The 23,591-nt window shown below is 66.7% G+C and carries 18 protein-coding genes; 13 read left to right on the forward strand and 5 right to left on the reverse strand.

Translation table 11 applies throughout. The features are described 5' to 3' along the window. The first annotated feature begins 86 nt into the window (after positions 1-86). The 3 genes from ACTXG9_RS07655 to ACTXG9_RS07665 are packed head-to-tail and all read left to right on the forward strand — an operon-like array spanning position 87 to position 2,451. The gene (locus ACTXG9_RS07655; RefSeq protein ID WP_021204543.1) at positions 87-341 is read left to right on the forward strand and encodes a FeoA family protein; all 255 of its coding nucleotides are present in this window, start codon (positions 87-89) and stop codon (positions 339-341) included. Then, positions 338-2,203 carry a ferrous iron transporter B gene (feoB, locus tag ACTXG9_RS07660; RefSeq protein ID WP_021204544.1) on the forward strand — a complete coding sequence of 622 codons (1,866 nt, stop codon included), beginning with the start codon at positions 338-340 and terminating at the stop codon, positions 2,201-2,203. Before ACTXG9_RS07655 ends, feoB begins: the two co-directional genes overlap by 4 nt. Beyond that, positions 2,203-2,451 carry a DUF6587 family protein gene (locus tag ACTXG9_RS07665; protein WP_021204545.1) on the forward strand — a complete coding sequence of 83 codons (249 nt, stop codon included), beginning with the start codon at positions 2,203-2,205 and terminating at the stop codon, positions 2,449-2,451. The genes feoB and ACTXG9_RS07665 overlap by 1 nt, the downstream gene beginning before the upstream one ends. A gap of 87 nt (positions 2,452-2,538) precedes the next feature. Here ACTXG9_RS07665 and ACTXG9_RS07670 read toward each other — a convergent pair whose 3' ends face one another. Then, on the reverse strand, positions 2,539-3,000 hold the full coding sequence (locus tag ACTXG9_RS07670) for a DUF4304 domain-containing protein (RefSeq protein ID WP_206621746.1): 462 nt from the start codon (positions 2,998-3,000) through the stop codon (positions 2,539-2,541). 217 nt (positions 3,001-3,217) lie between these two features. Between ACTXG9_RS07670 and dapB the strand changes: the two genes are divergently transcribed. From dapB to ACTXG9_RS07695, 5 genes are all read left to right on the forward strand, one after another. Continuing rightward, entirely contained in the window at positions 3,218-3,946 is a 729-nt protein-coding gene (gene dapB / locus ACTXG9_RS07675) for a 4-hydroxy-tetrahydrodipicolinate reductase (protein ID WP_111104154.1), read from the forward strand. A gap of 289 nt (positions 3,947-4,235) precedes the next feature. Further along, positions 4,236-5,363, forward strand: a complete 1,128-nt coding sequence (gene carA / locus ACTXG9_RS07680; protein WP_031270821.1) for a glutamine-hydrolyzing carbamoyl-phosphate synthase small subunit — start codon at positions 4,236-4,238, stop codon at positions 5,361-5,363. Positions 5,364-5,511: 148 nt separating this feature from the next. After that, a complete protein-coding gene (carB, locus tag ACTXG9_RS07685) occupies positions 5,512-8,754 on the forward strand; it encodes a carbamoyl-phosphate synthase large subunit (protein WP_188250568.1) in 3,243 nt (1,080 codons plus the stop codon). An 8-nt stretch (positions 8,755-8,762) separates the two neighbouring features. Then, on the forward strand, positions 8,763-9,227 hold the full coding sequence (greA, locus tag ACTXG9_RS07690) for a transcription elongation factor GreA (protein WP_026347191.1): 465 nt from the start codon (positions 8,763-8,765) through the stop codon (positions 9,225-9,227). A gap of 4 nt (positions 9,228-9,231) precedes the next feature. Continuing rightward, positions 9,232-10,149 (forward strand): hypothetical protein, encoded by a 918-nt coding sequence (locus tag ACTXG9_RS07695; RefSeq protein WP_019661463.1) that lies wholly within the window; start codon positions 9,232-9,234, stop codon positions 10,147-10,149. A 112-nt stretch (positions 10,150-10,261) separates the two neighbouring features. On the opposite strand, the gene ACTXG9_RS07700 is transcribed toward ACTXG9_RS07695, so the two are convergent. Then, positions 10,262-11,302, reverse strand: a complete 1,041-nt coding sequence (locus tag ACTXG9_RS07700; protein WP_456115795.1) for a DUF1176 domain-containing protein — start codon at positions 11,300-11,302, stop codon at positions 10,262-10,264. 158 nt (positions 11,303-11,460) lie between these two features. Here ACTXG9_RS07700 and recJ point away from each other — a divergent pair, with 158 nt between their 5' ends. Then, positions 11,461-13,218 (forward strand): single-stranded-DNA-specific exonuclease RecJ, encoded by a 1,758-nt coding sequence (recJ, locus tag ACTXG9_RS07705; protein WP_206621748.1) that lies wholly within the window; start codon positions 11,461-11,463, stop codon positions 13,216-13,218. 64 nt (positions 13,219-13,282) lie between these two features. Here recJ and ACTXG9_RS07710 read toward each other — a convergent pair whose 3' ends face one another. Continuing rightward, the gene (locus ACTXG9_RS07710; RefSeq protein WP_021204552.1) at positions 13,283-14,317 is read right to left on the reverse strand and encodes a DUF1176 domain-containing protein; all 1,035 of its coding nucleotides are present in this window, start codon (positions 14,315-14,317) and stop codon (positions 13,283-13,285) included. 130 nt (positions 14,318-14,447) lie between these two features. On the opposite strand from ACTXG9_RS07710, the gene ACTXG9_RS07715 reads away from it, so the two are divergent. Beyond that, positions 14,448-17,360: a VIT domain-containing protein gene (locus ACTXG9_RS07715; protein ID WP_206621749.1), complete on the forward strand. Its 2,913-nt coding sequence runs from the start codon at positions 14,448-14,450 to the stop codon at positions 17,358-17,360. 110 nt (positions 17,361-17,470) lie between these two features. On the opposite strand, the gene ACTXG9_RS07720 is transcribed toward ACTXG9_RS07715, so the two are convergent. After that, a complete protein-coding gene (locus ACTXG9_RS07720) occupies positions 17,471-18,628 on the reverse strand; it encodes a hypothetical protein (RefSeq protein ID WP_206621750.1) in 1,158 nt (385 codons plus the stop codon). A gap of 324 nt (positions 18,629-18,952) precedes the next feature. Beyond that, a complete protein-coding gene (locus tag ACTXG9_RS07725; protein ID WP_197576037.1) occupies positions 18,953-20,152 on the reverse strand; it encodes an acyltransferase family protein in 1,200 nt (399 codons plus the stop codon). Between the two features lie 175 nt (positions 20,153-20,327). Here ACTXG9_RS07725 and ACTXG9_RS07730 point away from each other — a divergent pair, with 175 nt between their 5' ends. The 3 genes from ACTXG9_RS07730 (at position 20,328) to ACTXG9_RS07740 (ending at position 23,320) form a co-directional block, all read left to right on the forward strand. Then, positions 20,328-21,188 carry a LytTR family DNA-binding domain-containing protein gene (locus tag ACTXG9_RS07730; protein WP_111098913.1) on the forward strand — a complete coding sequence of 287 codons (861 nt, stop codon included), beginning with the start codon at positions 20,328-20,330 and terminating at the stop codon, positions 21,186-21,188. A 70-nt stretch (positions 21,189-21,258) separates the two neighbouring features. Next, positions 21,259-22,384 (forward strand): peptide chain release factor 2 gene (gene prfB / locus ACTXG9_RS07735; RefSeq protein WP_014037064.1). Its coding sequence is split into 2 segments (ribosomal slippage): positions 21,259-21,333 and positions 21,335-22,384, totalling 1,125 coding nucleotides; the frame shifts between segments, so codons are not numbered across the junction. A gap of 153 nt (positions 22,385-22,537) precedes the next feature. Continuing rightward, positions 22,538-23,320, forward strand: a complete 783-nt coding sequence (locus tag ACTXG9_RS07740; RefSeq protein WP_019661470.1) for a helix-turn-helix transcriptional regulator — start codon at positions 22,538-22,540, stop codon at positions 23,318-23,320. Positions 23,321-23,591 lie beyond the last annotated feature (271 nt).

The following is a 23,591-nucleotide window of genomic DNA, read 5'->3' on the forward strand; positions in this document are numbered from 1 at the left end:
CATAGCGGGCCATCGGTCATGGGCCATGACGCGACGCGGGAATGTTAGAATCGAGAACCATTTACATCCAGCAGAGAACACGCTAGATGACGCTGTCCGAACTGCCGCTGCACACCTCGGCCGTGGTCGAGTCCGTGCAGGACCTGCACGCCAACGATGCCATCGCCCGTCGCCTGCGCGAGCTGGGTTTCGTCAATGGCGAGGAAGTGCGCCTGGTGGCCAAAGGTCCGGTGGGGGGCGAGCCGCTGCTGGTGCAGGTCGGGTTCACCCGGTTCGCGCTGCGGATCAGTGAGGCCAAGCGCGTCGTGGTAGACGCCAACCGCCAGGAGCGACGCGCATGAGCGCTTCCGCTGCCACCGCCCCGCTGCGCATTGCGCTGGTCGGCAACCCCAACAGCGGCAAGACCGCGCTGTTCAACCAGCTGACCGGCAGTCGGCAGAAGGTCGCCAACTACACCGGCGTCACCGTAGAGCGCAAGGAGGGCCGCCTGCGTGCGCCGTCCGGCCGTGAATTCGCGGTGCTTGATCTGCCGGGCGCCTACAGCCTGCATCCGGCCAGCCTGGACGAGGCGATCACCCGCGACCTGTGCCGGGGCTTCTACCCGGGCGAAGCCGCGCCGGACGTGCTGCTGTGCGTGATCGACGCCACCAACCTGCGCCTGCACCTGCGCTTCGCGCTGGAACTGCGCGAGCTGGGCAAGCCGATGGTGGTCGCGCTGAACATGGTCGACGCCGCCCAACGCCGCGGCATCCAGGTGGATGTGGCCGCGCTGGAACGCGAGCTGGGCGTGCCGGTGGTGGAGACCGTGGCGGTGCGCAAGCAGGGCGCCAAGGCCTTGGTCGAGCGCCTCGATGCGATGGTGCCGCACCTGGATGCGCCGGTGCCGGGCCCGGAAGGTGGCATCGACTACCACGCCAAGGTGCGCGAGATCCTTTCGGTCGCCGTGCGCATGCCGGCGCGAACCGCGAAGATCGACGACGCGCTGGACCGCTGGCTGCTGCACCCGGTGTTCGGGCTGATCAGCCTTGCGGTGGTGATGTTCCTGATCTTCCAGGCGGTGTATGCCTGGGCGACGCCGTTGATGGATGGCATCGAGGCTGGCTTCGCCTGGCTCGGTACTCTCGTTGGCAGCGTGTTGCCGGAGGGTCCGCTGGCCAGCCTGCTGACCGACGGCATCATCGCCGGTGTCGGTGGCGTGGTCGTGTTCCTGCCGCAGATCCTGATCCTGTTCTTCTTCATCCTGGTGCTGGAGGAATCCGGCTACCTGCCGCGCGCGGCGTTCCTGCTCGACCGCATGATGGCCGCTGCCGGCCTGTCTGGCCGCTCGTTCATCCCGCTGCTGTCCAGCTTCGCCTGCGCGGTGCCGGGCATCATGTCCACGCGCAGCATCCAGGACCCGCGTGACCGCCTGGCCACCATCCTGGTCGCACCGCTGATGACCTGTTCGGCGCGCCTGCCGGTGTACGCGCTGCTGATCGGTGCGTTCATTCCGCAGAAGACCGTGTGGGGCGTGTTCAACCAGCAGGGCCTGGTGCTGTTCGGCCTGTACGCCGCCGGCATCCTCAGTGCGCTGGCGATGTCGTGGATCATGAAGAAGTGGCGCCGCGACAAGAGCGAGCATCCGCTGATGCTGGAGCTTCCGTCGTACCGGCTGCCGCATGCGCGCGACCTGGCGGTGGGGCTGTACGAGCGCGGCATGATCTTCCTCAAGCGCGTCGGCGGCATCATCCTGGCGCTGACCATCCTGCTGTGGGTGCTGCTGTCGTTCCCAGCGGCGCCGGCGGGCGCCACGATGCCGGCCATCGACTATAGCTACGCCGGCCAGATCGGCCATGCGATGGCGGTGTTCTTCGCACCGCTGGGCTTCAACTGGCAGATCTGCATCGCGCTGATCCCGGGCCTGGCCGCGCGTGAGGTGGCGGTGTCGTCGCTGGCGACGGTGTATGCGCTGTCGGCGGCGGATGACGATGCGGCCAGCCAGGCACTGACCCCGTTGATCAGCGATGGCTGGTCGCTGGCCACGGCCCTGTCGCTGCTGGTCTGGTACATCTACGCACCGATGTGCATCTCGACGCTGGCCACCATCAAGCGCGAGACCAACTCGTGGAAGCAGATGGGCTTTGCCGCGTTCTACCTGTTCGCCGCAGCTTACGTGGCGGCGCTGATCACCTACCAGGTGACCAGGGCGCTGGGAGGTGGCTGATGGATACCGGGCTGCTGATCCAGTACCTGATCATCGCGGTGGCCGTGCTGGTCAGTGCCTGGGTGGTGCTGAAGAAGCAGTTCCCCGGCACGGTGCGCAAGCTGCGCGGTGCCTTGGCGCTGGCCCTGCTGAAGCCGGGCCGCGCGGCCTGGGCGCAGGCGCTGGGGCGGAAGATCGCGCCGCCTGCCAGCGGAGGTGGCGGTGCCTGTGGCGGTTGCGACAGTTGCGGGCCGACCAACAAGAAGTAGCGTCGAGCCATGCTCGACGGCGGCTGTGCGGCGGGTGCGAACTTTCGGCCTGTGGGTGCGAACCTTGGTTCGCACGCTTTCCGGGGTTCAGACCTCTTTGCGGATGATCGCGCGAAAGCGTCCCTCCTGGTGCATCCGCCGTACCGAGGCGCGATTTCCATGGGTCGCTGCGAAGCCCGCCACGTCGGCAAGGGCATTGAGCAGCAGGCGCTTCATCGCGTTGCGATCGCCAGCATCGAGCAGGTCATGAAGATCCTGCTGGGTGAAAGCCCGGCGCAGGCCTGGCGTCTCTTCGATACGCCAGTCGACATGCGGCGTGGGGATGCTGGAGCGGTACCTGAAAGCCGTTTCAAGATCGTCGGGCGTGAGGGGGTGCACGAGCAACTCTGGAAAGTAGAGTCCAGCATTCACATAGAAACCGCGGCTTTCGCTGGCGCGTTGGTGATTCACGACAAGCAGGGCGTCATCCAGCAAGCGGTAGCGGGTGGTCGTGGTCCCGGCATAGCCGGTCTTCCTGGCGCACTTGCTGAAGACGGTCGCGGATTTCATGGGCGTTGCCTGGACCGGAAGAGGGGACCACAGCCTTGAGTGGCCGCGTTTCTGCGTCCAGTGGTAAACGCGACATCTACGGTGTCGCATGCGCTCCGCCTGGTGCGGTCAAGCGAGGCGTACCCAGGGAGGAACGAGCATCCATTGCGCGGAAGGTCACCCAGCGTCGCAGTGACGGCGCTTGCCGGAGCAGGCGTGCTGCCGCTAGCCTGCAGGCATGAACCAGACTCCCCTGCGATTGCTCATTCACGGCGCCTCCGGGCGCATGGGCCAGGCCCTGCTGCGGCTGGCCGCCGAACATCCCGAAACCCTGCAGATCGTGGCCGCCGTGACCGGCCGTGCGCCGGCGCAGCGCGTGGTCGACGGCGTGCCGTTCTTTGGTGCCAGCGAACTGTCCGGTGCGCCGGTGTTCGACGTGGCCATTGACTTCAGCCTGCCGGAGGGCTTCGACCCGATGCTGGCGCTGTGCCTGGAACGCGGCGCGGGGCTGGTGTCGGGTACCACCGGCATCTCCGGCACGCAGCGGCAGGCGCTGGATGCAGCAGCGGCGAAGATCCCGTTGGTCTGGGCGTCGAACTTCAGCCTGGGCGTGGCGGTGCTGGACGAGCTGGTGGAGCGCGCCGCGCAGGCGCTGGCCGGCTGGGACTGCGATATCGTCGAATCGCACCACACGCAGAAGAAGGACGCACCATCAGGCACCGCGCTAACCCTGGGCGCGGCCGCGCAGCGCGGCGGAGCGGAGCCGCATTACGCGAGCCTGCGTGCTGGCGACATCGTAGGTGAGCATCTGGTGCAGTTCACCGGGCTGGGCGAGCGCATCGAGCTGGTGCATAGGGCCACCAACCGCGACATCTTCGCCCGCGGTGCGCTGTTCGCCGCCCGCCAGCTGCAGGGCCGGGCCCCGGGCAGCTACCGGGTGCGCGATCTGCTGGACGGGCCGCGTTAACCGGTAGCGCCGGGCCGTGCCCGGCGTCGGTGTCGGTTTCGCCGGGCATGGCCCGGCGCTACCAGCGGGCGCCGCATACGCCGCCGGATTGAAATGAATACGCAATCGCCTGTTCATGAAGCGCGATAACCGCTGGCGCGAGCGCCCCGGCAGCGTTACAATTCGCACTCGCCGAATCACGAAAGCCGGACCGGTCCCAGACCGCACGTCCGCGCTTTTTTGCAACCGGATTTCCGTGAAGCGCAGGCGTGACTTCGGCAGCCCCCTCGGTAGCCAAAGTGAGATTCCCGTGACCCAAGCCGCAATCCTCGTCCTCGAAGACGGCACCGTATTCGAGGGCGAATCCGTAGGCGCGCCCGGCCTGTCCGTCGGTGAAGTGGTGTTCAACACCGCCATGACCGGCTATCAGGAAGTATTGACCGACCCGTCCTACGCCCGGCAGATGGTCACGTTGACCTATCCGCATATCGGCAACACCGGCATGACCGACCAGGACGATGAAGCGTCCAAGGTATGGTCGGCCGGTCTGATCGTGCGCGACGTCCCGCGCCGTCCCAGCAACTGGCGCAGCCAGCTGTCGCTGCAGGACTGGCTGATCCAGCGGGGCGTGGTCGCCATCGCCGGCATCGACACCCGCAAGCTGACCCGCATCCTGCGCGAGAAGGGCGCGCAGAACGGTGCGCTGATGGCCGGCGACATCGACGTGGAAAAGGCACTGGAAGCCGCCCGCAAGTTCCCGGGCCTGAAGGGCATGGATCTGGCCAAGGTCGTCACTACCGAGAAGACCTACACCTGGACCGAGGGCCAGCTGGACCTGGATGCCAATGCTTTCGTCAGCGTGCCGGCCCGGTTCAAGGTCGTGGCCTACGACTTCGGCGTGAAGACCAACATCCTGCGCATGCTGGCCGAGCGCGGCTGCGAAGTGACCGTGGTGCCGGCGCAGACCCCGGCCGCCGAAGTGCTGGCACTGAAGCCGGACGGCGTGTTCCTGTCCAATGGCCCGGGTGACCCGGAACCGTGCGACTACGCCATCGACGCGATCAAGGCCTTCATCGACGTGAAGATCCCGACCTTCGGCATCTGCCTGGGCCACCAGCTGCTCGGCCTGGCCTCTGGCGCGAAGACCATGAAGATGGGCCATGGCCACCACGGTGCCAACCACCCGGTGCAGGACCTGGACAGTGGCCGGGTGATGATCACCTCGCAGAACCACGGTTTTGCGATCGATGAAGCAACCCTGCCGCCGACCCTGCGCGTGACCCACCGTTCGCTGTTCGACGGCACCAACCAGGGTGTCGCCCGCACCGACGTGCCGGCGTTCTCGTTCCAGGGCCATCCGGAAGCATCCCCGGGCCCGCACGATGTCGGTCCGCTGTTTGACCGCTTCGTGGCGCTGATGGAGCAGGCCAAGGCGTGATCAGTACGCCGCCGGCCTGCCGGTGGCGTCGCGATGGACCGTAAACCCCGCATCGCTGCTGCCCCTGGCGCGGCGCTGCGGATCAAGATTCCTGATCGACAGCGTGCGATCACCCCCCTTGTCACGCTGTACTGACTTAGAGAAGAAAATGCCCAAGCGCACTGACCTCAAGACCATCCTCATCATCGGTGCTGGCCCGATCGTCATCGGCCAGGCCTGCGAGTTCGACTACTCCGGCGCCCAGGCCTGCAAGGCCCTGCGTGACGAGGGTTACCGCGTGGTGCTGGTCAACAGCAACCCGGCCACGATCATGACCGACCCGGAGATGGCCGACGCCGTCTACATCGAGCCGATCAACTGGCAGACGGTCGAGAAGATCATCGCCAAGGAAAAGCCCGATGCGCTGCTGCCGACCATGGGTGGCCAGACCGCGCTGAACTGCGCGCTGGACCTGGCCGACAACGGCGTGCTGGAGAAGTACAACGTCGAACTGATCGGCGCCAAGCGCGAAGCGATCCGCATGGCCGAAGACCGCGAGCTGTTCCGCGTGGCCATGGGTGAGATCGGCCTGGAATGCCCGACCGCCGCCGTCGCCCACACCCTGGACGAAGCGCTGGAGATCCAGACCCGCGTCGGCTACCCGACCATCATCCGCCCCAGCTTCACCCTGGGCGGCAGCGGTGGCGGCATTGCCTACAACCGCGAAGAGCTGGTCGAGATCGTCAGCCGCGGCCTGGAACTGTCGCCGACCACCGAGGTGCTGGTGGAAGAGTCGGTGCTGGGCTGGAAGGAGTTCGAGATGGAAGTGGTCCGCGACACTGCGGACAACTGCATCATCGTCTGCTCGATCGAAAACCTGGACCCGATGGGCGTGCACACCGGTGACTCGATCACCGTGGCCCCGGCGCAGACCCTGACCGACAAGGAATACCAGCGCCTGCGCGATGCCTCCATCGCCGTGCTGCGCAAGATCGGCGTCGACACCGGTGGCTCGAACGTGCAGTTCGGCATCAACCCGAAGACCGGCCGCGTGGTCGTCATCGAGATGAACCCGCGTGTGTCGCGTTCCTCGGCGCTGGCCTCCAAGGCCACCGGCTTCCCGATCGCCAAGGTCGCCGCCAAGCTGGCCGTGGGTTACACCCTGGACGAACTGAAGAACGAGATCACCGGTGGCCTGACCCCGGCCTCGTTCGAGCCGTCGATCGACTACGTCGTCACCAAGATCCCGCGTTTCGCCTTCGAGAAGTTCCCGGCCGCCGACGCTCGCCTGACCACCCAGATGAAGTCGGTGGGCGAGGTGATGGCGATGGGCCGTACCTTCCAGGAGTCGGTGCAGAAGGCCCTGCGTGGCCTGGAAACCGGCAAGGTCGGCTTCGACCCGACCGGCTTGGACCTGGCCAACGAAGACGACCTGCAGACCCTGCGCCGCGAGTTGAAGGCGCCGGGCCCGGAGCGCCTGTTCTTCGTCGCCGACGCGTTCCGCGCCGGCATGAGCGTGGAAGAGATCTACGCACTGTCGTTCATCGACCACTGGTTCCTGGACCAGATCGAGGAAATCATCGCTGCAGAAGGCGAAGTCGCTGCCGGTGGCATCGACGCGCTGGACGCCGCACGCCTGCGCAAGCTGAAGCGCGCTGGCTTCTCCGACGCGCGCCTGGCGCAGCTGACCGGCACCAATGAAGCCGCCATCCGCGCGCTGCGTCGTGCGCACAAGGTACGCCCGGTCTACAAGCGCGTGGACTCCTGTGCCGGTGAGTTCTCCACCGGTACCGCCTACCTGTACTCGACCTACGAGGACGAGTGCGAGGCCGCGCCGAGCAACCGCGACAAGATCATGATCCTGGGCGGTGGCCCGAACCGCATCGGCCAGGGCATCGAGTTCGACTACTGCTGCGTGCACGCGGCACTGGCGCTGCGCGAGGATGGCTATGAAACCATCATGGTCAACTGCAACCCGGAAACCGTGTCGACCGACTACGACACCTCCGACCGCCTGTACTTCGAACCGCTGACCCTGGAAGACGTGCTGGAAATCGTCGATCTGGAACAGCCGAAGGGCGTGATCGTGCAGTACGGCGGCCAGACCCCGCTCAAGCTGGCGCGCGCGCTGGAAGCCAACGGCGTGCCGGTGATCGGCACCAGCCCGGACTCGATCGACCTGGCCGAAGACCGTGAGCGCTTCCAGCAGCTGGTCGACAAGCTGGGCCTGAAGCAGCCGCCGAACCGCATCGCCCGCAACGACCAGGAAGCCCTGCTGCTGGCCCGCGAGATCGGCTACCCGCTGGTGGTGCGCCCGAGCTACGTGCTGGGCGGCCGTGCGATGGAGATCGTCTACGGCGAAGCCGACCTGGCCCGCTACGTGCGCGACGCGGTGAAGGTGTCCAACGATTCGCCGGTGCTGCTGGACCGCTTCCTCGACAACGCCGTGGAGTGCGACGTCGACATCATTGCCGATGCCCAGGGCAACGTCCTGATCGGCGGCGTGATGGAGCACATCGAAGAAGCCGGCGTGCACTCGGGCGATTCCTCGTGCTCGCTGCCGCCGTACTCGCTGTCGGCTGAAACCCAGGCCGAGCTGCGCCGCCAGGTGGTGGAGCTGGCCAAGGCCCTGAACGTGGTCGGCCTGATGAACACCCAGTTCGCGATCCAGACCAGCGACGAGGGTGCCGACACCATCTACCTGCTGGAAGTGAACCCACGTGCCTCGCGCACCGTGCCGTTCGTGTCCAAGGCCACCGGCATGCCGCTGGCCAAGATCGCCGCGCGCTGCATGGCCGGCAAGAGCCTGGCCGAGCAGGGCGCGACCAAGGAAATCGTGCCGGACTACTACTCGGTGAAGGAAGCGATCTTCCCGTTTGCCAAGTTCCAGGGCGTCGACCCGATCCTCGGGCCGGAGATGCGCTCCACCGGTGAGGTGATGGGCGTGGGCCGCAGCTTCAACGCCGCCTTCGCGCGTGCGCAGGAAGCCGGTGGCATCAAGGCACCGCCGGTCGGCAAGGCCTTCGTTTCGGTCCGCGATCCGGACAAGAAGCGCGTGCTGCCGGTGGCCAAGGCGCTGCTGGCGCGTGGCTACAGCCTGGTTGCTACCCGTGGCACTGCCGCGTGGCTGCAGCAGCACGGCATGGACTGCGAGATCATCAACAAGGTGGTCGAAGGCCGTCCGCACATCGTCGACTCGATCAAGAACGGCGAGATCGTCTACATCGTCAACACGACCGAAGGTCGTTCGGCGATCAACGACTCGTTCTCGATCCGTCGCGAGGCGCTGCAGCATCGCGTCACCTACTCGACCACCATTGCCGGCGCCAAGGCGCTGGTGGATTCACTGGAATTCCGCGGCACCGGCCCCGTCTGGTCGCTGCAGGAGCTGCACAAGGAGTTGAATGCATGAGAGCCCCCATCACGATGAAGGGCGCGCAGAAGCTGCGCGACGAACTTGATCACCTGAAGTCGGTCAAGCGCCCGAAGGTGATCGCCGCCATCGCCGAAGCGCGTGAGCATGGTGACCTGAAGGAGAACGCCGAGTACCACGCCGCGCGCGAGGAACAGGGCTTCATCGAAGGCCGCATCAAGCAGCTGGAAGGCGAGCTGTCGCACGCCGAGATCATCGACGTGAGCAAGCTCAACGCCGGCTCCAAGGTGGTGTTCGGCGCCAGCGTGACGCTGGCCGACGTGGAAACCGACGAAGAGAAGAAGTACCAGATCGTCGGTGACCTGGAAGCGGACATCAAGCTGGGCCTGATCGCGATTTCCTCGCCGGTGGCGCGCGCGATGATCGGCAAGCTGGAAGGCGATTCGATCGTGATCGACGCCCCGGCCGGCCAGCGCGAGTACGAGATCGTCAGCGTCAGCTACGTGGACTGACCACGTGGCGACGGCGACCCTGCTGTTGCCTGCACGCAGCCGCTTTGCCGCGGCTGCGTTGCCGGACGATGTGGCGCGTGCGCTCGGCCGTGCCACGACCGTGCAGGTCGCGCCGGGCGAACGCGCGCAGCTGACGCGCCATTTTGCGGTTGCCGCGCCGCACTGGCCGGTGGCCGCGTTGACCCGCCAGCGCGACGTCGGCGATGCGGCCGGCGCCAGCTGGCTGCGTGCCGATCCGGCCTGCATGGTGCCGGACATGCATGGCGCGCGGATGATGGCCTACGGCGAAACGCTGCGGCCGACCTTGGCCGACAGCCTGGCGTTGCTGCCGGTGCTGCAGCCGTTGTTCGCCGATGCCGGATTCGTGCTCGACGCACCCGATCCCTCGCGTTGGTACCTGCGGCTTCCGATCGACCTGGCCCTGCCGGATTTCGACAGTCCGGACGAGGTCCTCGGCGATGACCTGTTCTCGCACCTGCCGGAGGGCGAGGGCGGCCGTCGCTGGCGGGCGCTGATGACCGAGGCGCAGGTGCTGCTGCACAACCATTCCTGGAACCAGCAGCGCGCCGCGCAGGGGCAACAGCCGATCAATTCGCTGTGGTTCTGGGGCGGCGGCGTGATGCCGGTGTCGGTCAGCACGCCGCACGCACAGGTGCGCAGCCGCGATGCCCTGCTGCAGGGCCTGGCCCTGGCGGCTGGCGTAGCCGTCGATGGCGAGCAGGCGGTGGATGCACTGGTCGACCTGCGCCAGCTGCGTTCCCTGCAGCAGCTCGGCAACGATGCGATCCGTCCGCTGCTGGCCGCGCTGAAGCGCGGCGAGCTGCAGCGGCTGGTGCTGGATTTCGAGGACGGCCTGCAGTTCCAGCTGGATCGCGGACAGCGCTGGCAGTTCTGGAAGAAGCCGCGCCAGCTTCACGACTGATCGGGGCTCGGCCGAGCGGGGTCGGATCCGTTTTCCATCGGAAACGGCGCTGACCCCCAGGGTTTGCCGGGGTTGCCGGCCAGCGGGCGGCACTATCGCAGGTAGCGGCGCCTCAACGGACCTCGCTGACCACCGTCGGCAGCGTCCAGTGCCCACCCGCAACGCCCCGGCACTGCCCGGTGGTGAACTCGCTGCTCTTCACGAATCGCGCGCCATCCCAAGCCCAGTCGTGGCCGGAGAAGCAGTCACCGACGCCGCGCCCACGGAAGCGACCGCTCAACGTAGCGTCGTCGCGATCGAAGTCTTCTGCATCGGACGTGACGAAGCGTGCTTCGTACGGCGGCTTGTCCTGCACTACCCAGTAGCCGCTGCTGAAGTTGTAGGCACCCACGAAGCAGCTGGTGCTTGCCAGCACATGTTGGGCGTCCAGTCGCTGGATCTCGATTTCATCTGTCCCGCCATCGCTCAGGCGGCCGCACTCATCCGGCTTGGGCAGGCTGGCGATCAGTGCCTTGCGCAGGCCTGGTGCTTTCGCCAGTGCCGCGTCCGAGGCGCGCGGTGCCACCAGCGTGCCGCGCACGATCACTGGCACCGGCAACGCCGCAGGCACGCCTGCTTCGGGCTTGTCGCCACGCCGCACCAGCGCACCGGGGGTGCCCAGCCGGCCCTGTGCCTCGTCCATCTTCAGCAGTACGGCCGCTGCACTGCGGTCGGAGATCGGCCAGGCCTTGCCCTTGCCGTCGATGATCTCGATGCGTGCCTGGCGCGGCAGTGCGGCGACCAGTGCATCGGTCTGTGCCTGCTGCAACAACACTTTGTCCCCGTCGCCGGTGTCGCGCACCGGGCCCAGGTCCTTGCCGTTCAGGCGCAGGCGCAGTGCCCCGGTCGGCGTCGGGCTTTCGCCATCCTCGCCATTGCGCAGCCGCGCGAGCACCTTCGTACCCGGGCCGCCGGCGCGCTCAAGCATCAGGCTGAGCAGGTTGCCGGGTTGTTCCGGACTGTAGCCGGCGGCGCGACAGGTGCGGGTGTTGTCACAGGCCAGCGACCAGTCGTTGTGTTCGAATTCGACCCCGGGCCTGGGCTCAGGCGTTGCGGAGTGGGCGGCCGGCGCCACGGTGAGTGCCATCAGCGCGGTCAGCAGGGTGCGGGTCATGGATGGAAGTCCGTTCCAGGGCAGGCAAGCATGGAAGATGCGGTCGTGAAATCCAAATGCTGCTGGCCGAAGAGCCAAGGTGCCTCGTCAGCAGCGGCAGCCGACTGGGAGAGTGGTGCACGTTATGATGTGCAGGTCTTTCGTAACCGGCGATGCCGATGTCCCTTGCCGCCGATGCTGTGCAGCCCGCCTCTGATACGCCGATGATCCGCCGCCGCGATGCGGTCGTACCCGGCAGTTGGCCGGAGGGCACGCTGCCGCTGCTGGCGCGTCTCTATGCCAGCCGTGGCGCAGGTACACCGGAGTTGGCGCAGCCGAAGCTGGGCAATCTGCACGCGCCTGAGCTGCTGACCGGCATCGATGATGCGGTGGGTCTGCTGATCGAGGCCATCGCCAACGACAAGCGCATCCTGGTGGTCGGCGATTTCGATTGCGATGGCGCCACCGCCTGTGCAGTCGGCGTGCGCGGTCTGCGCATGCTCGGTGCGCAACACGTCTTCCACGCGGTGCCGAACCGCATGGTGCATGGCTATGGCCTGTCACCGTCGCTGGTGGAAGAGCTGGCCGCGCTGCAGCCGGACCTGCTGGTCACGGTCGATCACGGCATCGCCTGCCATGCGGGCGTGACCGCGGCCAAGGCACGCGGCTGGCAGGTGCTGGTCACCGACCATCACCTTCCCGGGCCGCAGCTGCCGCCGGCCGATGTCATCGTCGATCCGAATCTGGACGGTGATGCGTTCCCGAGCAAATCGCTGGCAGGCGTCGGCGTGATCTTCTACGTGCTGATGGCGCTGCGCCGGCACATGCGCGAGGCAGGTGTCTTTGCGGATGGCAAGGGCCCGGACCTGACCACGCTGCTGGACCTGGTGGCGGTCGGGACCGTTGCCGACCTGGTGGCGCTGGATCCGAACAACCGGGCACTGGTCAGCGCGGGCCTGCGGCGTCTGCGCGCGGGACAGGGCTGTGTGGGCCTGCGTGCGCTGATCGAAGCCAGCGGCCGTGATGCCGCGCGGCTGACGGCCACCGACATCGGCTTCGCGCTCGGCCCGCGTCTGAATGCCGCAGGCCGGCTGGAAGACATGGCGCTGGGCATCGCGCTGCTGCTGACCGAAGACCCGCGCCAGGCGCGCGAGATCGCGCAGACGCTGGAGCAGATCAATTCGGAACGGCGCGCCGTGCAGCAGTCGATGACCGATGACGCCGAGCAGGCGTTGACCCGGGTGGTGCTGGACATGGCCGGTCAGCGACCGGTGGCGGCCTGCCTGTTCGATGCTGACTGGCATCCGGGTGTGGTCGGCCTGGTCGCATCGAAGATGAAGGATCGCCTGCATCGCCCGGTGATCGCCTTCGCCCCGGCCGAACCCGGCGCCGAGATCCTGCGAGGCTCGGCGCGCTCCATTCCCGGCCTGCACATCCGTGACGCCCTGGCGCTGGTCGATGCGCGCCATCCGGGCCTGATCGAACGCTTCGGTGGCCACGCCATGGCGGCCGGCCTCAGCCTGCGGCGTGACCACGTCGATGACTTCAAGGCCGCCTTCGTCGCGGTGGTGCTGGAAATGCTCGATCCGGCGGCACTGCAGCAGCAGGTGCTCAGTGACGGCGAGCTGGCCGTGGACGAGCTGGACCATCGCCACGCCGATGCGTTGCGCCTGGCCGGGCCGTGGGGCCAGGGTTTCCCCGAGCCACTGTTCGACGGCCACTTCGAAGTGGCCAACTGGCGCGTGCTGAAGGAGCGTCACCTGAAGCTGGAACTGCGCCTGCCGGGCGTACCCGGCACCATCAATGCCATCCATTTCGGCGGCTGGCACGGTAACGCGCCTGGCCGCCACGTGCACCTCGCCTACCGCCTGGCCTGCGACGACTATCGCGGTGGCAGCGCCATCCAGCTGATCGTGGAGCACTGCCTGCCGGTTTGAGCGCCGCTTCGCGACCGGGGCCGTGGGCGGCGCGCTATGCGTGGATCCAATCAACTGGCCAAGCTCAGGGCGTCACCTCGGTCACCAGCGTCGGCATGTGCCATGCACCCCCAGCCGCGACCAGCCGGCACAGGCCGGAGGTGGATTCATCGGTCTGCACAAAGCGGCGCCCGTCCCAGCCCCAACTCGCGGTGGACCAGCAATCGCCCAAGCCGCGGCCTTTGTGCGCCGAACTGATTACCCGACCATCGTCATCGCCGCCCGATGCGGTCACCAGCGTGGCCTTGAAGGGCGGTGCATCGTTCACTACCCAGTAGCCGATGCCTTCGTTGTAGGCGCCACGCCAGCAGAGCGTAGACACCAGCAGGGAAGTCCTCCCCAGCCGGGACACGCGCAGCTCCTGCGGGCCGTCCACCATCGGCAGGCCTTCGGGTGTCAGTGCGACGCAGTCGCCGCCCGGGTTGGCCGCGGCCAGCGCCGCGCGCAGTGCGGGTGAGTGTTCCAGTGCGGCATCGGTGGCTCGTGCCGCCACCAATGGCGCCAGAACCAGCGTAGGCACCGGAAGTGCGGGAGGAACTGAGGCTTCGGCGCGCGACCCCTTGCGCATCAGCGCGCCGGGAGTCTCCAGCCGGCCCTGAAATTCGTCCATCTTCAGAAGCACCGCCGAGGCGCCACGATCGGACAGCGTCCAGCGCTGGCCATCGTTGCCGACCGCCACGATGCGGCTGCTGCGCGCCAGCGAGGCCAAGAGTGCCTTGGTCTGCGCTGTAGACAGTGTCGCCGTGTCTGCGGTCAACGACAGCGCGCCCAGATCCTTGCCGTTGATCTGCAGCGTCAGCTGTGTCGGCAGCTTGACCTCGTTGTACTGGCCCAGCATCAGTTCGGCGCTGACCGGCTGGCCGGGTCCGCCCTTGCGAGTCAGCAGCACCGACACCGGCAAGTTGCCGCCGACATCGTCCTGGTAGCCGGCGGCGCGGCAGGTACGGGTGTTGTCGCAGGCCAGCATCCAGTCGTAGTGGGCGAAGCGCACCCCTTTCACGCTGCCAGCGGCGGCGGCGCCGGCCAGGACCAGCAGGATCAAGGCAATCAACGGGCGCATGGTGCATCCCTGTGTGGCGAGGACTTCCATGGTGCTGGTTGGAGGGGCGTGTGTCGATGCGAGCACAGGCGCCAACCCCATTACGGTTGCTGGTGCGTTCAAAGGTCCACGATCCCACTGGAGCCCGGTCATGGTCTTCGCCCGTTGCTGCACCGTGTTGTTGCTGGCCCTTGCGGCCTGGCCCGCTGGCGCACAGTCGCCGCCGATCTCCCGGCCGCAGGCCGCCACGCCGCTGCTGATCGCGCCGGCGGCTGAGCAGCCGGTTCAATTTCGACACGCCCGCATCGAGGGCGAGGTGCAGGCCGGCATCGCCCAGACCCGGATCACCCTGGAATTCCATAACCCGAACCGGCGCGTGCTGGAGGGTGAGCTGCAGTTCCCGTTGGCCGATGGCCAGCAGATCAGCGGCTTCGCGCTGGATATCAACGGCGAGATGCGTGACGCGGTGCCGGTGCCCAAGGACCGCGGTCGCCAGGTGTTCGAGGAGATCGCCCGCCGCGGCGTCGACCCGGCCCTGCTGGAACAGACCGCCGGCAATCAGTTCCGCCTGCGCATCTACCCGCTGCCGGCCAGCGGTAGCCGGCGCGTGCAGCTGGTGATGCGTGAGCCGTTGGCCTTCGACGGCCACGGCTGGCAGTGGACGCTGCCGCTGCAGTTCGCCGCCGGTGCAGCCTCGGTCGAACTGAAGCTGCAGGCCCCGGGCGCGACGGCCGCGGGTACGGCGCCCTTCCGCATCAGCGCGGGCCAGCTGCTGTGGCAGGGCAAGGGCGCGCAGTTGCCGCAGCAGCTGCAGTGGAACCTGCCGGCAGCACGTCAGGCGCAGGTCCAGGTGGCGCCCTGGCAGGATGGACACTACCTGTTGGCACAGCTGCCGGTGGCGGCCAGCAGCACGCCGCGCACGTTGCCCAGCGAGATCGGCCTGCTGTGGGACGGCTCCGGTTCGGCGGGACAGCGCGATCGCTCGCGTGAGCTTGCCCTGCTGGATCGCTACTTCGCTGCGATGGGTGACGGCACCGTGGCCTTGACCGTGCTGCGGGATCGCGCCGAACCGGTGCGTCGATTCCGTATCCGCGCCGGCAACTGGAGCGAGCTGCGCGCAGCCCTGCAGGCCGTGCGCCCGGACGGTGCCAGCGCGCTGGCCCAGTGGCAGCCGCAATCGAGCGTGAGGGAATACCTGCTGGTCAGTGATGGCCTGCTGACCTATGGGCCGGAACAGCTGCCGGCGATGGCTCCGGATCAACGCCTGTTTGCGGTCAGCAGCGCCGGCGCGCGCACCGATGCCGTGCGACTGCGGGGTTGGAGTGAGGCGCATGGCGGTCGCTTCGTCGCGCTGGGCAAGGATGTCGATGCGGCGGCGCACGCGTTGCTGGCATCGCCGCTGGATGTGCAGGTCGATGCGGGACGCGGCGTGCAGGATGTAGTGATCGATCGGCGCAGTGAAGCCGACGGCTGGCTGTGGCTGCACGCACGACTGGCAGCCGACGGTGTGCCGATGCGGGTGCGCGTGGGTGGCGGCGAATGGCAGGCGCTGCCACCCACGCAGAAAAGCGATGACGGCGAACTGCTGGCCGGCCTGTGGGCGCAGGCGCGCCTGCAGCAACTGGCCGTCGACCGCCGCGGCAACCGTGAGGCCATGCAGCGCCTGTCGCAGCAGTTTGGCCTGGTCGGGCCGGACACCTCGTTGATCGTGCTGGAGACGCTGGAGGACTACCTGCGTTATGCCATCCGTCCGTCCGGCAAGCTGCGCGCGGACTACGACGCGCGGTTCGCACGGCAGGTGACAGACCGCGCCGCTGCTGATCGCCAGCGCCTGGATGAAGTGGCGGCACACTGGAAGGAGCGCCAGCAGTGGTGGAACCGTAGCTGGCCGAAGGGAATGCCGCCGCAGGTGAAGGGTGGGGCACTGGAAGTGGCCTCCGCGGACTACGCGATGGAATCGGCGCCGGTGGCGACGCTCGCCGCGCCGCCCCCCGCGGCACCGCCCGCCCCGGCACCGATGGCCGCCGCCGCCGAGCAGCGCATGGAAGCCAGCAGCGCGCGTGCACGTCGCTCGGCGCCTGCATCGAACAAGGCCCTGGATTCAATCACGGTCACGGGTGGCCGTGTCGCTGCGCCCGCTGCCGCCAACGAGGGCGAGCTCGGCATCCAGCTGGCGGCCTGGCAGCCAGACTCGGCCATCGCCCGGCGCCTGCGCCAGGGCCCGCCGTCGCAACTGTATGACCGCTACCTGGCCGAGCGCGATGCCCACGCCGACAGCAGCGCCTTCTTCCTTGATGTGGCCGACCTGCTGCTGGCGCAGGGTCAGCGCGACCTGGCGCTGCGTGTGTTGTCGAACCTGGCCGAGATGGACCTGGACAATCGCCACCTGCTGCGCGTGCTCGGCTATCGGCTGATGCAGGCCGATGCCCCCGCGCTGGCGGTGCCGGTGTTCGAGCAGGTGCTGGCGATGGGCCAGGAAGAACCGCAGAGCTTCCGCGACCTCGGCCTGGCACTGGCGGCGGCCGGCAAGCCGCAGCAGGCGCTGGCGCCGCTGTACCAGGTGGTGGTGCGGCCGTGGGACAGCCGCTTCGATGGCATCGCCCTGATCGCGCTGGATGAGCTGACCAACCTGGTGGCCGGCAGCACGCCCCGGCTGGATACCACCAGCATCGACCCGCGCCTGCTGCAGGCGATGCCGCTGGACCTGCGGGTGGTGCTGTCGTGGGATGCCGACAACAGCGACATGGACCTGTGGGTGACCGACCCGAACGGCGAGCGCGCCTACTACGGCAACCGCCTGACCTACCAGGGCGGGCAGATGTCGCAGGACTTCACCGGCGGCTATGGTCCCGAGCAGTTCTCGCTACGCAATGCCAAGCCGGGCAAGTACAAGGTGGAGGCGAACTACTTCGGCAGCCGCCAGCAGCTGGTGACCGGTGCGACAACCCTGATGCTGCGCCTTACCACCCATTGGGGCACGGCCAAGCAGAAGGACCAGATGGTGACGATGCGCCTCAAGGATCGCGCCGAAACCGTGTTGGTGGGCGAATTCGAGGTGCGTTGATCACTCGGACGCCCCTGTGGAGTCGAGCTTGCTCGACTGCCTCAATGTAGAGCCGAGCCCGCGCTCGGCTCATGGCAGAAGCAGCCGAGCGTGGGCTCGGCTCTACACTGCTATTTTCCGCGCATCCAAGCGTCTAGTTGTCTGGCCAGCGTGCGATTCTTGTGGGCAGACGCAACCGAATCCGTGCCTGGAACCAAATTGATACCCAGGCTTGTATTTATCTGCTTGACCCATTCGGGAAAGTGATCAAGCGTGGCGCCGATGATTGGCGGCAACTGGAAGTCGTTGCTGGTGGGTCTGTCCCGGTAGGCGACGTAGGAGCCATCACCCGAGGTCAGGTTGATTGACCAAGGGCTGTCAGGCCAACTGTTGAGGGTCAGGCTGATCCGAGGATGCCCGCTCTCGCTGCTGTACTCGCCGTCCTGATAGAGGGTGATTCTGGCGCTCCAGTCTCGGATGTTCTGCACGCGCCAACCCTGGCGCTGCACCAGCCGGACAGCGTCCCCCGCCATGATCCGCATGTCATGCAGTTGCGCCAGATTTTCACAAAGAGCGACGTACTCGCTGTTCTCCGCGCAGTGTGGTCGGGCGGCTTCGGCAGTCAGGTAAAGCACGGAGAGCGCGTGGCTTCGATCGCCGTCTCCAGACCACTTCCTGACCATCAGGTCATGTGCCATCTGGATGCGCGTGTCCTCATTGAGTTGTGCAATGAGTGCCATGCCCCAATAGAGGATTGGCCCCATTTCCTTGATATCGTGTTGCAGGGATCGGCCGGCTTCGAGAATGATCGGGGCCGACGAGCGGAATGGAAGGAATTTTTCGACCTTCTCTCGCTGGGCATGGAACGATTGGTACTTCCTGCAATGCTCCACCAGACGGGTGCGCTGTTTCAGATCCGCTGCATTTGCAACCGTGCCACTTGGCAGCTCGCCATGCTCGTTGAAGCCGAAGCAGAACAGGTGCTCGAGGCTGCGGCTGGCTTGGCGCGTGTAGTAGCCCACCGGGAGCTTTGTGAGTTCCAGATAGGCTGCAACAAGGGTGGGAAAGTCTCTCTCAGGGAGTCCGGCGACCTTCCAGTCACCCACGCGCAGCCAGTGGAAGTAGAAACGTTGCAGCAGATCCCCAGACAAGTGGCGACCTGCTTTCGGTGCAAGTGCTCCGAGTTGGTAGTGATAGCTCGGGTAAATGTCGCCTTGACATTCCTCAGCAAGCGCAGCTTCTTCCGAGTTAACAAAGGCGACCAGCAGATTGATGTCGGATTGATCCATTGCAGCGCTCCCGGCAAAAAGTGCCTTCCGTCGAAAAGGCGACTTCCTACACTGGCAGGGCGCTGTTGAGCTTCCAATGCGAATAGTTGCAAATGCCATGAACATGCTGCGTATCCGTTGCCCGTACGAGGTCCCGTGGGGAGTCCCCAGCATCGATGCTGGTCTATCAGCCAGCCAGCACGTCAGCCAAGATGCGCCGGCGCTGGTGCGTCCGTGACAGTGCCATCAGTAGCGGCCAGCCAGAAGTGGATTGCCGGCCGGTGGAGGTGTAGAGCCGAGCCCATGCTCGGCTCAGGGCAGAAGCAGCCGAGCGTGGACTCGGCTCTACAACCGCGCAGCGTGTGCAACCGGCCACGCTGGCGAATTCACACGCAGGCCGAACAGCGGCCGCAGCCAGCGCACGCGACGGATCAGCAGTTCGTGGATCAGCAGGCAGCCGCCGACGGTGCCGCCCAGCAGTAGCGACGGCTCCAGCCAAGGACCCAGTTGCAATGGCTTGAGCCAGAACAGCAGCACGATGATCAGGCTCTGGTGCAGCATGTACCAGGGATAGATTGCCTCGGTGCAGTACGGCAACCAGCCGAACGGGCGGTCGAGGAAGACCTTGCCCCAGCCGAGGATGGCCAGCAGCGCGGTCCAGACATACACCGACTGGCTGGCCCTGCCCTGCAGGTCCCAGAACGTTTCAGGCCATTGCCGCAGCGAGGAGTCAGCCGGCAGCACCTGACCGAGGATGCGCAACCCCAGATACCAGCCGACGGCAGCCAGCGCCAGCCATAGCGTGGTGCGGCGCAGGAAGACCACACGCTGCCAGAACACCGGCTCGCGACCTAGCAGGTAGCCGGCCAGGAACACTGTCGCGTACTTCGCGTGCTGGTACCAGTCGCCAAGCAGGGCATTGGTGGACGGATAGACCGGCTCCAGCCAGATCACCCAGGCCAGCAGCAGCGCAGAAGGAATTCCGATCAGCAGTATCGGCGAGGCGGCGCAGAACGCGATCGCATGGCGCACCACGGCCGTTCCCAGCAATGGCATCAGCAGGGCCAGGGCCAGCGTGTAGTTCCACAGATAGGCCAGGTACCACAGGTGGTTCCAGGTGATGCCGTATTGCCAGCCTGCGAAACTGCCTTCCGGCCACGGCCGCACCTGCCAGTAGCGCAGCAGGAAATGTCCGAAGCCGGGCGCAACATGACCGTTGGCCACGCCCTCGCAGTAGGGCTGGATCGGCACGATCACGAACATGCCGAACAGCAGGGGCAGCAGCAGCCGCCACGTGCGCAGGCCGGCAAAGCGCAGCAGCCTGCCTTCCGGCCGCATCAGCGCGATGGCGATGCCTGAAATCAGGAACAGCAGCGACATCCGCCAGCGGTTGACGAACAGCATCGGCCACTGCAGCCATTCGGCGGTATGCACGCTCTTGAGGTGGAAGCCCCAGTCGTCCACATAGGCCATGGCGGTGTGGTAGAGGATCAGCAGGGCGAAGGCGAACACGCGCAGGGCGTCGATGTCGTGGCGTCGGGTCATGGTGGTGGTGTGCCGGAGAGTCGACCCAAGGTGACGCCGCCCGGTCCGTGCAGCGACTGCCAAGGGGCTGCCGGAACCCGCGCAGTGACCAATGGCGGGGGTGGTGTGACCAATGGAGCCGCTACCCTTTGGCCATTGAGGCAGGCTGGAGCACCGCAACGACATGGATGCAGCAATGACCCAGGGCCGACCACCGCGCTGGCGCACCACCACCCGGCTGCTGGTCTGGGCAGCGATCCTGTCGGCCTCGGCGGTGACCAGCGCGCTGGTTGAGGTGATGGACGCCTCGCGGCGGGGCAGCGATCTCGGCCTGTGGGAGCCGATGATCTGGGAATTCAGCAGCCTCGCCCTGATCCTGTTGACCCTGCCGCTGCTGTGGTGGGGCTGCGAGCGCTGGCCGCTGCATGCCGATACCTGGAAGCAGCGTTTGCCGCTCTACCTGCTGGCCAGCGTGGGCTGGTCGTTACTGCACGTGGTGGGGATGATGGTACTGCGGCACCTGGCCTATGTATCGCTGGGCTACCGCTACCAGGACGATGCGGGATGGCTGGAGCGTTTTGCCTACGAATACCTGAAGGATGTGCGCACGTTCGCGATGTTCGTGGCACTGGAGCACTTCGCCAGCTGGTTCGGCCGGCGCAGGCAGGGCGAGGCGAGCCTGCTGGCCGAGCCGGACGTCGGCCCGCCGGTGGAGCCGGTCGAGCGACCCCAGCACTTCCTGGTGCGCAAGCTGGGCAAGGAGTTCCTGGTCGCCACGGCGGACGTGGAGTACGCCCAGGCCGCAGGGAACTATGTGAACCTGCGGGTACGCGGCCACGACTATCCGCTGCGGATCACCATGGCAGTGCTGGAGCAGCGGCTCGACCCGGGCGAGTTCCTGCGCCCGCACCGCAGCTGGCTGATCCATCGGGGCCAGCTGCGCTCGATCGAGCCGCTGGACGGTGGCGAGGCCCTGCTGCATATGGCCGACGGGGCGAAAGTGCCGTGCAGCCGGCGCCAGCTGCCGCTGCTGCGGCAGGCGCTGGGGGCAGGGTGAGGCCCTCATTCCGGGTACCCGCAGCCTGCGGTATCATTACCAGTCATCTTTTGAATGCATAACCGCCGACATGATCGAACTGAATCCTGTCCGCCAGCGCATCACCGATCTGACCGATCGCGTGCTGTCGCTTCGGGGGTATCTTTGACTACGACGCCAAGAAAGAGCGTCTTGAAGAAGTAACGCGGGAGCTGGAAAGCCCCGACGTCTGGAACAACGCCGAATACGCCCAGAACCTGGGCCGCGAGCGTTCCAGCCTGGAAAAGACCGTGGGCGGCATCGCCTCGGTGCTCGATGGCCTGAACGATGCCACCGAGCTGCTGGAGCTGGCCGAGTCCGAGCAGGACGAGGACACCGCCCTGGCCGTGGTCGCCGACCTGGACAAGCACCAGGCCCACGTGGAGAAGCTGGAGTTCCAGCGCATGTTCTCCGGCGAGATGGACAATGCGGCGGCGTTCGTCGACATCCAGGCCGGTGCCGGCGGCACCGAAGCCCAGGACTGGGCCGAGATCCTGCTGCGCATGTACCTGCGCTGGTGCGAGTCGCGCGGCTGGAAGACCGAACTGATGGAAGTGTCCGGTGGCGACGTCGCCGGCATCAAGTCGGCCACGCTGCGCGTGGAAGGCGACTATGCCTATGGCTGGCTGAAGACCGAGACCGGCGTGCACCGTCTGGTGCGCAAGTCGCCGTTCGACTCGGACAACCGCCGCCACACCAGCTTCACCTCGGTGTTCGTGTCGCCGGAAATCGACGACAACATCGACATCACCATCAACCCGGCCGACCTGCGTACCGACGTGTACCGTTCGTCCGGTGCCGGTGGCCAGCACGTCAACAAGACCGAGTCGGCGGTGCGCATCACCCACATCCCGACCAACATCGTCGTGGCCTGCCAGACCGGCCGCAGCCAGCACCAGAACCGCGACAACGCGATGAAGATGCTGGCCGCCAAGCTGTACGAGCTGGAGATCCAGAAGCGCAACGCCGAGAAGGACGCGGTGGAAGCCACCAAGTCCGACATCGGCTGGGGCAGCCAGATCCGCAACTACGTGCTCGACCAGAGCCGTATCAAGGACCTGCGTACCGGCATCGAGCGCTCGGATACGCAGAAGGTGCTCGACGGCGACCTGGACGAGTTCGTCGAGGCCAGCCTGAAGGCCGGCCTGGCCGTGGGCTCCAAGCGCGTCGATGCCTGATCGACGCGCGTGCGCTGAGATCGTCACCCTCGCGCGCAACGCCGAGGGTGGCTGATCGCGCTTCCGGTAGAGCCGAGCCCATGCTCGGCTGCTGTTGGCGCAGTAGCAGATGCGTCGAGCATGGCTCGACGCTACAAAGGGCAGGACGGGCCGATGATGCGCAGCGAAAGTGAACGCAAGGAACTGGGCGGCTTCCTTAAGGCCTGCCGCGCCCGTGTCGACCCCGCCACCCTCGGCCTGCCGGCCGGGCGCCGGCGTACCCCGGGCCTGAAACGCGAGGAAGTCGCGCTGGCGATCGGGGTCAGTGTCAGCTGGTACACCTGGATCGAGCAGGGCCGTGAAGTGCGCGCCTCGCCCGAGGTGCTGGAGCGGCTGGCGCAGGTGCTGCGCATGAGCGACGACGAGCGCGCCTACGCGTTCGCGCTGTCCGGCTACGGCGTGCCGCTGGAGTCGCCGGACGAGAGCGTGACCGATGGCCTGCGCCAGTTGGTGGAGGCGATGCAGCCGATCCCTGCGTATGTGCGCAATACCCGCTTCGACATCCTGGCCTGGAACCCGGCCATCGCCGATCTGTTCGTGGACTACAGCCAGTTGGCGCCGCACGAGCGCAATACGCTGCGGCTGATGTTTCTGTACCCGCCGTACCGCACGCTGATCCTCAACTGGGAAGAAATGACCCGCGGCCTGCTGGCAGGTTTCCGTGCGGCGATGGCGCAGGCGCCGGACAAGGCGCCGTTCCTGGCGCTGGTGGAGGACATTGCCGCGCACAGCGAGGAATTCCGTCAGTGGTGGCCGGAGCACGACGTGCGGCGGTTCGATGAAGGTGCGAAGAAGTTGAACCATCCCACGCGCGGGTTGCTGGACCTGCAGTACGTGGCGCTGGTGCCGGAGAGCCGGCACGATCTGTCCCTGGTGACTTACCTGCCGCGGAAGTAGGGGGTGTTCGGCAGGGCTTGCAGCCCTGCACCCGCAGAGGCTTCAAGCCAAGGCAACAGCAACAGCAACAGCGAGCATCCTTGGGATGGCGGGGCGGTGTGGGCTGGCAGGACACGCCGTGAACCCATCCATGGGGGCTCGATGGCGCCATCCATGGCGCCAACGGTCCTGCCAACCCACACCGCCCCGCCTCAGACAAATTTCGCGCGGCTGTTGGTAGGTGTCGACCTTGGTCGACACATCTGTCAGATATCGAAAGAAATTCCGGGGT

Source organism: Stenotrophomonas maltophilia group sp. LNF247 (assembly GCF_054083135.1).

Excerpts from the sequence above, each read along its gene's own strand:
- ACTXG9_RS07655 (WP_021204543.1), top strand. The coding sequence starts at position 87 with ATGACGCTGTCCGAACTGCCGCTGCACACCTCGGCCGTGGTCGAGTCC.
- feoB (WP_021204544.1), top strand. The coding sequence starts at position 338 with ATGAGCGCTTCCGCTGCCACCGCCCCGCTGCGCATTGCGCTGGTCGGC.
- ACTXG9_RS07665 (WP_021204545.1), top strand. The coding sequence starts at position 2,203 with ATGGATACCGGGCTGCTGATCCAGTACCTGATCATCGCGGTGGCCGTG.
- ACTXG9_RS07670 (WP_206621746.1), bottom strand. The coding sequence starts at position 3,000 with ATGAAATCCGCGACCGTCTTCAGCAAGTGCGCCAGGAAGACCGGCTAT.
- dapB (WP_111104154.1), top strand. The coding sequence starts at position 3,218 with ATGAACCAGACTCCCCTGCGATTGCTCATTCACGGCGCCTCCGGGCGC.
- carB (WP_188250568.1), top strand. The coding sequence starts at position 5,512 with ATGCCCAAGCGCACTGACCTCAAGACCATCCTCATCATCGGTGCTGGC.
- ACTXG9_RS07700 (WP_456115795.1), bottom strand. The coding sequence starts at position 11,302 with ATGACCCGCACCCTGCTGACCGCGCTGATGGCACTCACCGTGGCGCCG.
- recJ (WP_206621748.1), top strand. The coding sequence starts at position 11,461 with ATGTCCCTTGCCGCCGATGCTGTGCAGCCCGCCTCTGATACGCCGATG.
- ACTXG9_RS07710 (WP_021204552.1), bottom strand. The coding sequence starts at position 14,317 with ATGCGCCCGTTGATTGCCTTGATCCTGCTGGTCCTGGCCGGCGCCGCC.
- ACTXG9_RS07715 (WP_206621749.1), top strand. The coding sequence starts at position 14,448 with ATGGTCTTCGCCCGTTGCTGCACCGTGTTGTTGCTGGCCCTTGCGGCC.
- ACTXG9_RS07720 (WP_206621750.1), bottom strand. The coding sequence starts at position 18,628 with ATGGATCAATCCGACATCAATCTGCTGGTCGCCTTTGTTAACTCGGAA.
- ACTXG9_RS07725 (WP_197576037.1), bottom strand. The coding sequence starts at position 20,152 with ATGACCCGACGCCACGACATCGACGCCCTGCGCGTGTTCGCCTTCGCC.
- ACTXG9_RS07730 (WP_111098913.1), top strand. The coding sequence starts at position 20,328 with ATGACCCAGGGCCGACCACCGCGCTGGCGCACCACCACCCGGCTGCTG.
- ACTXG9_RS07740 (WP_019661470.1), top strand. The coding sequence starts at position 22,538 with ATGATGCGCAGCGAAAGTGAACGCAAGGAACTGGGCGGCTTCCTTAAG.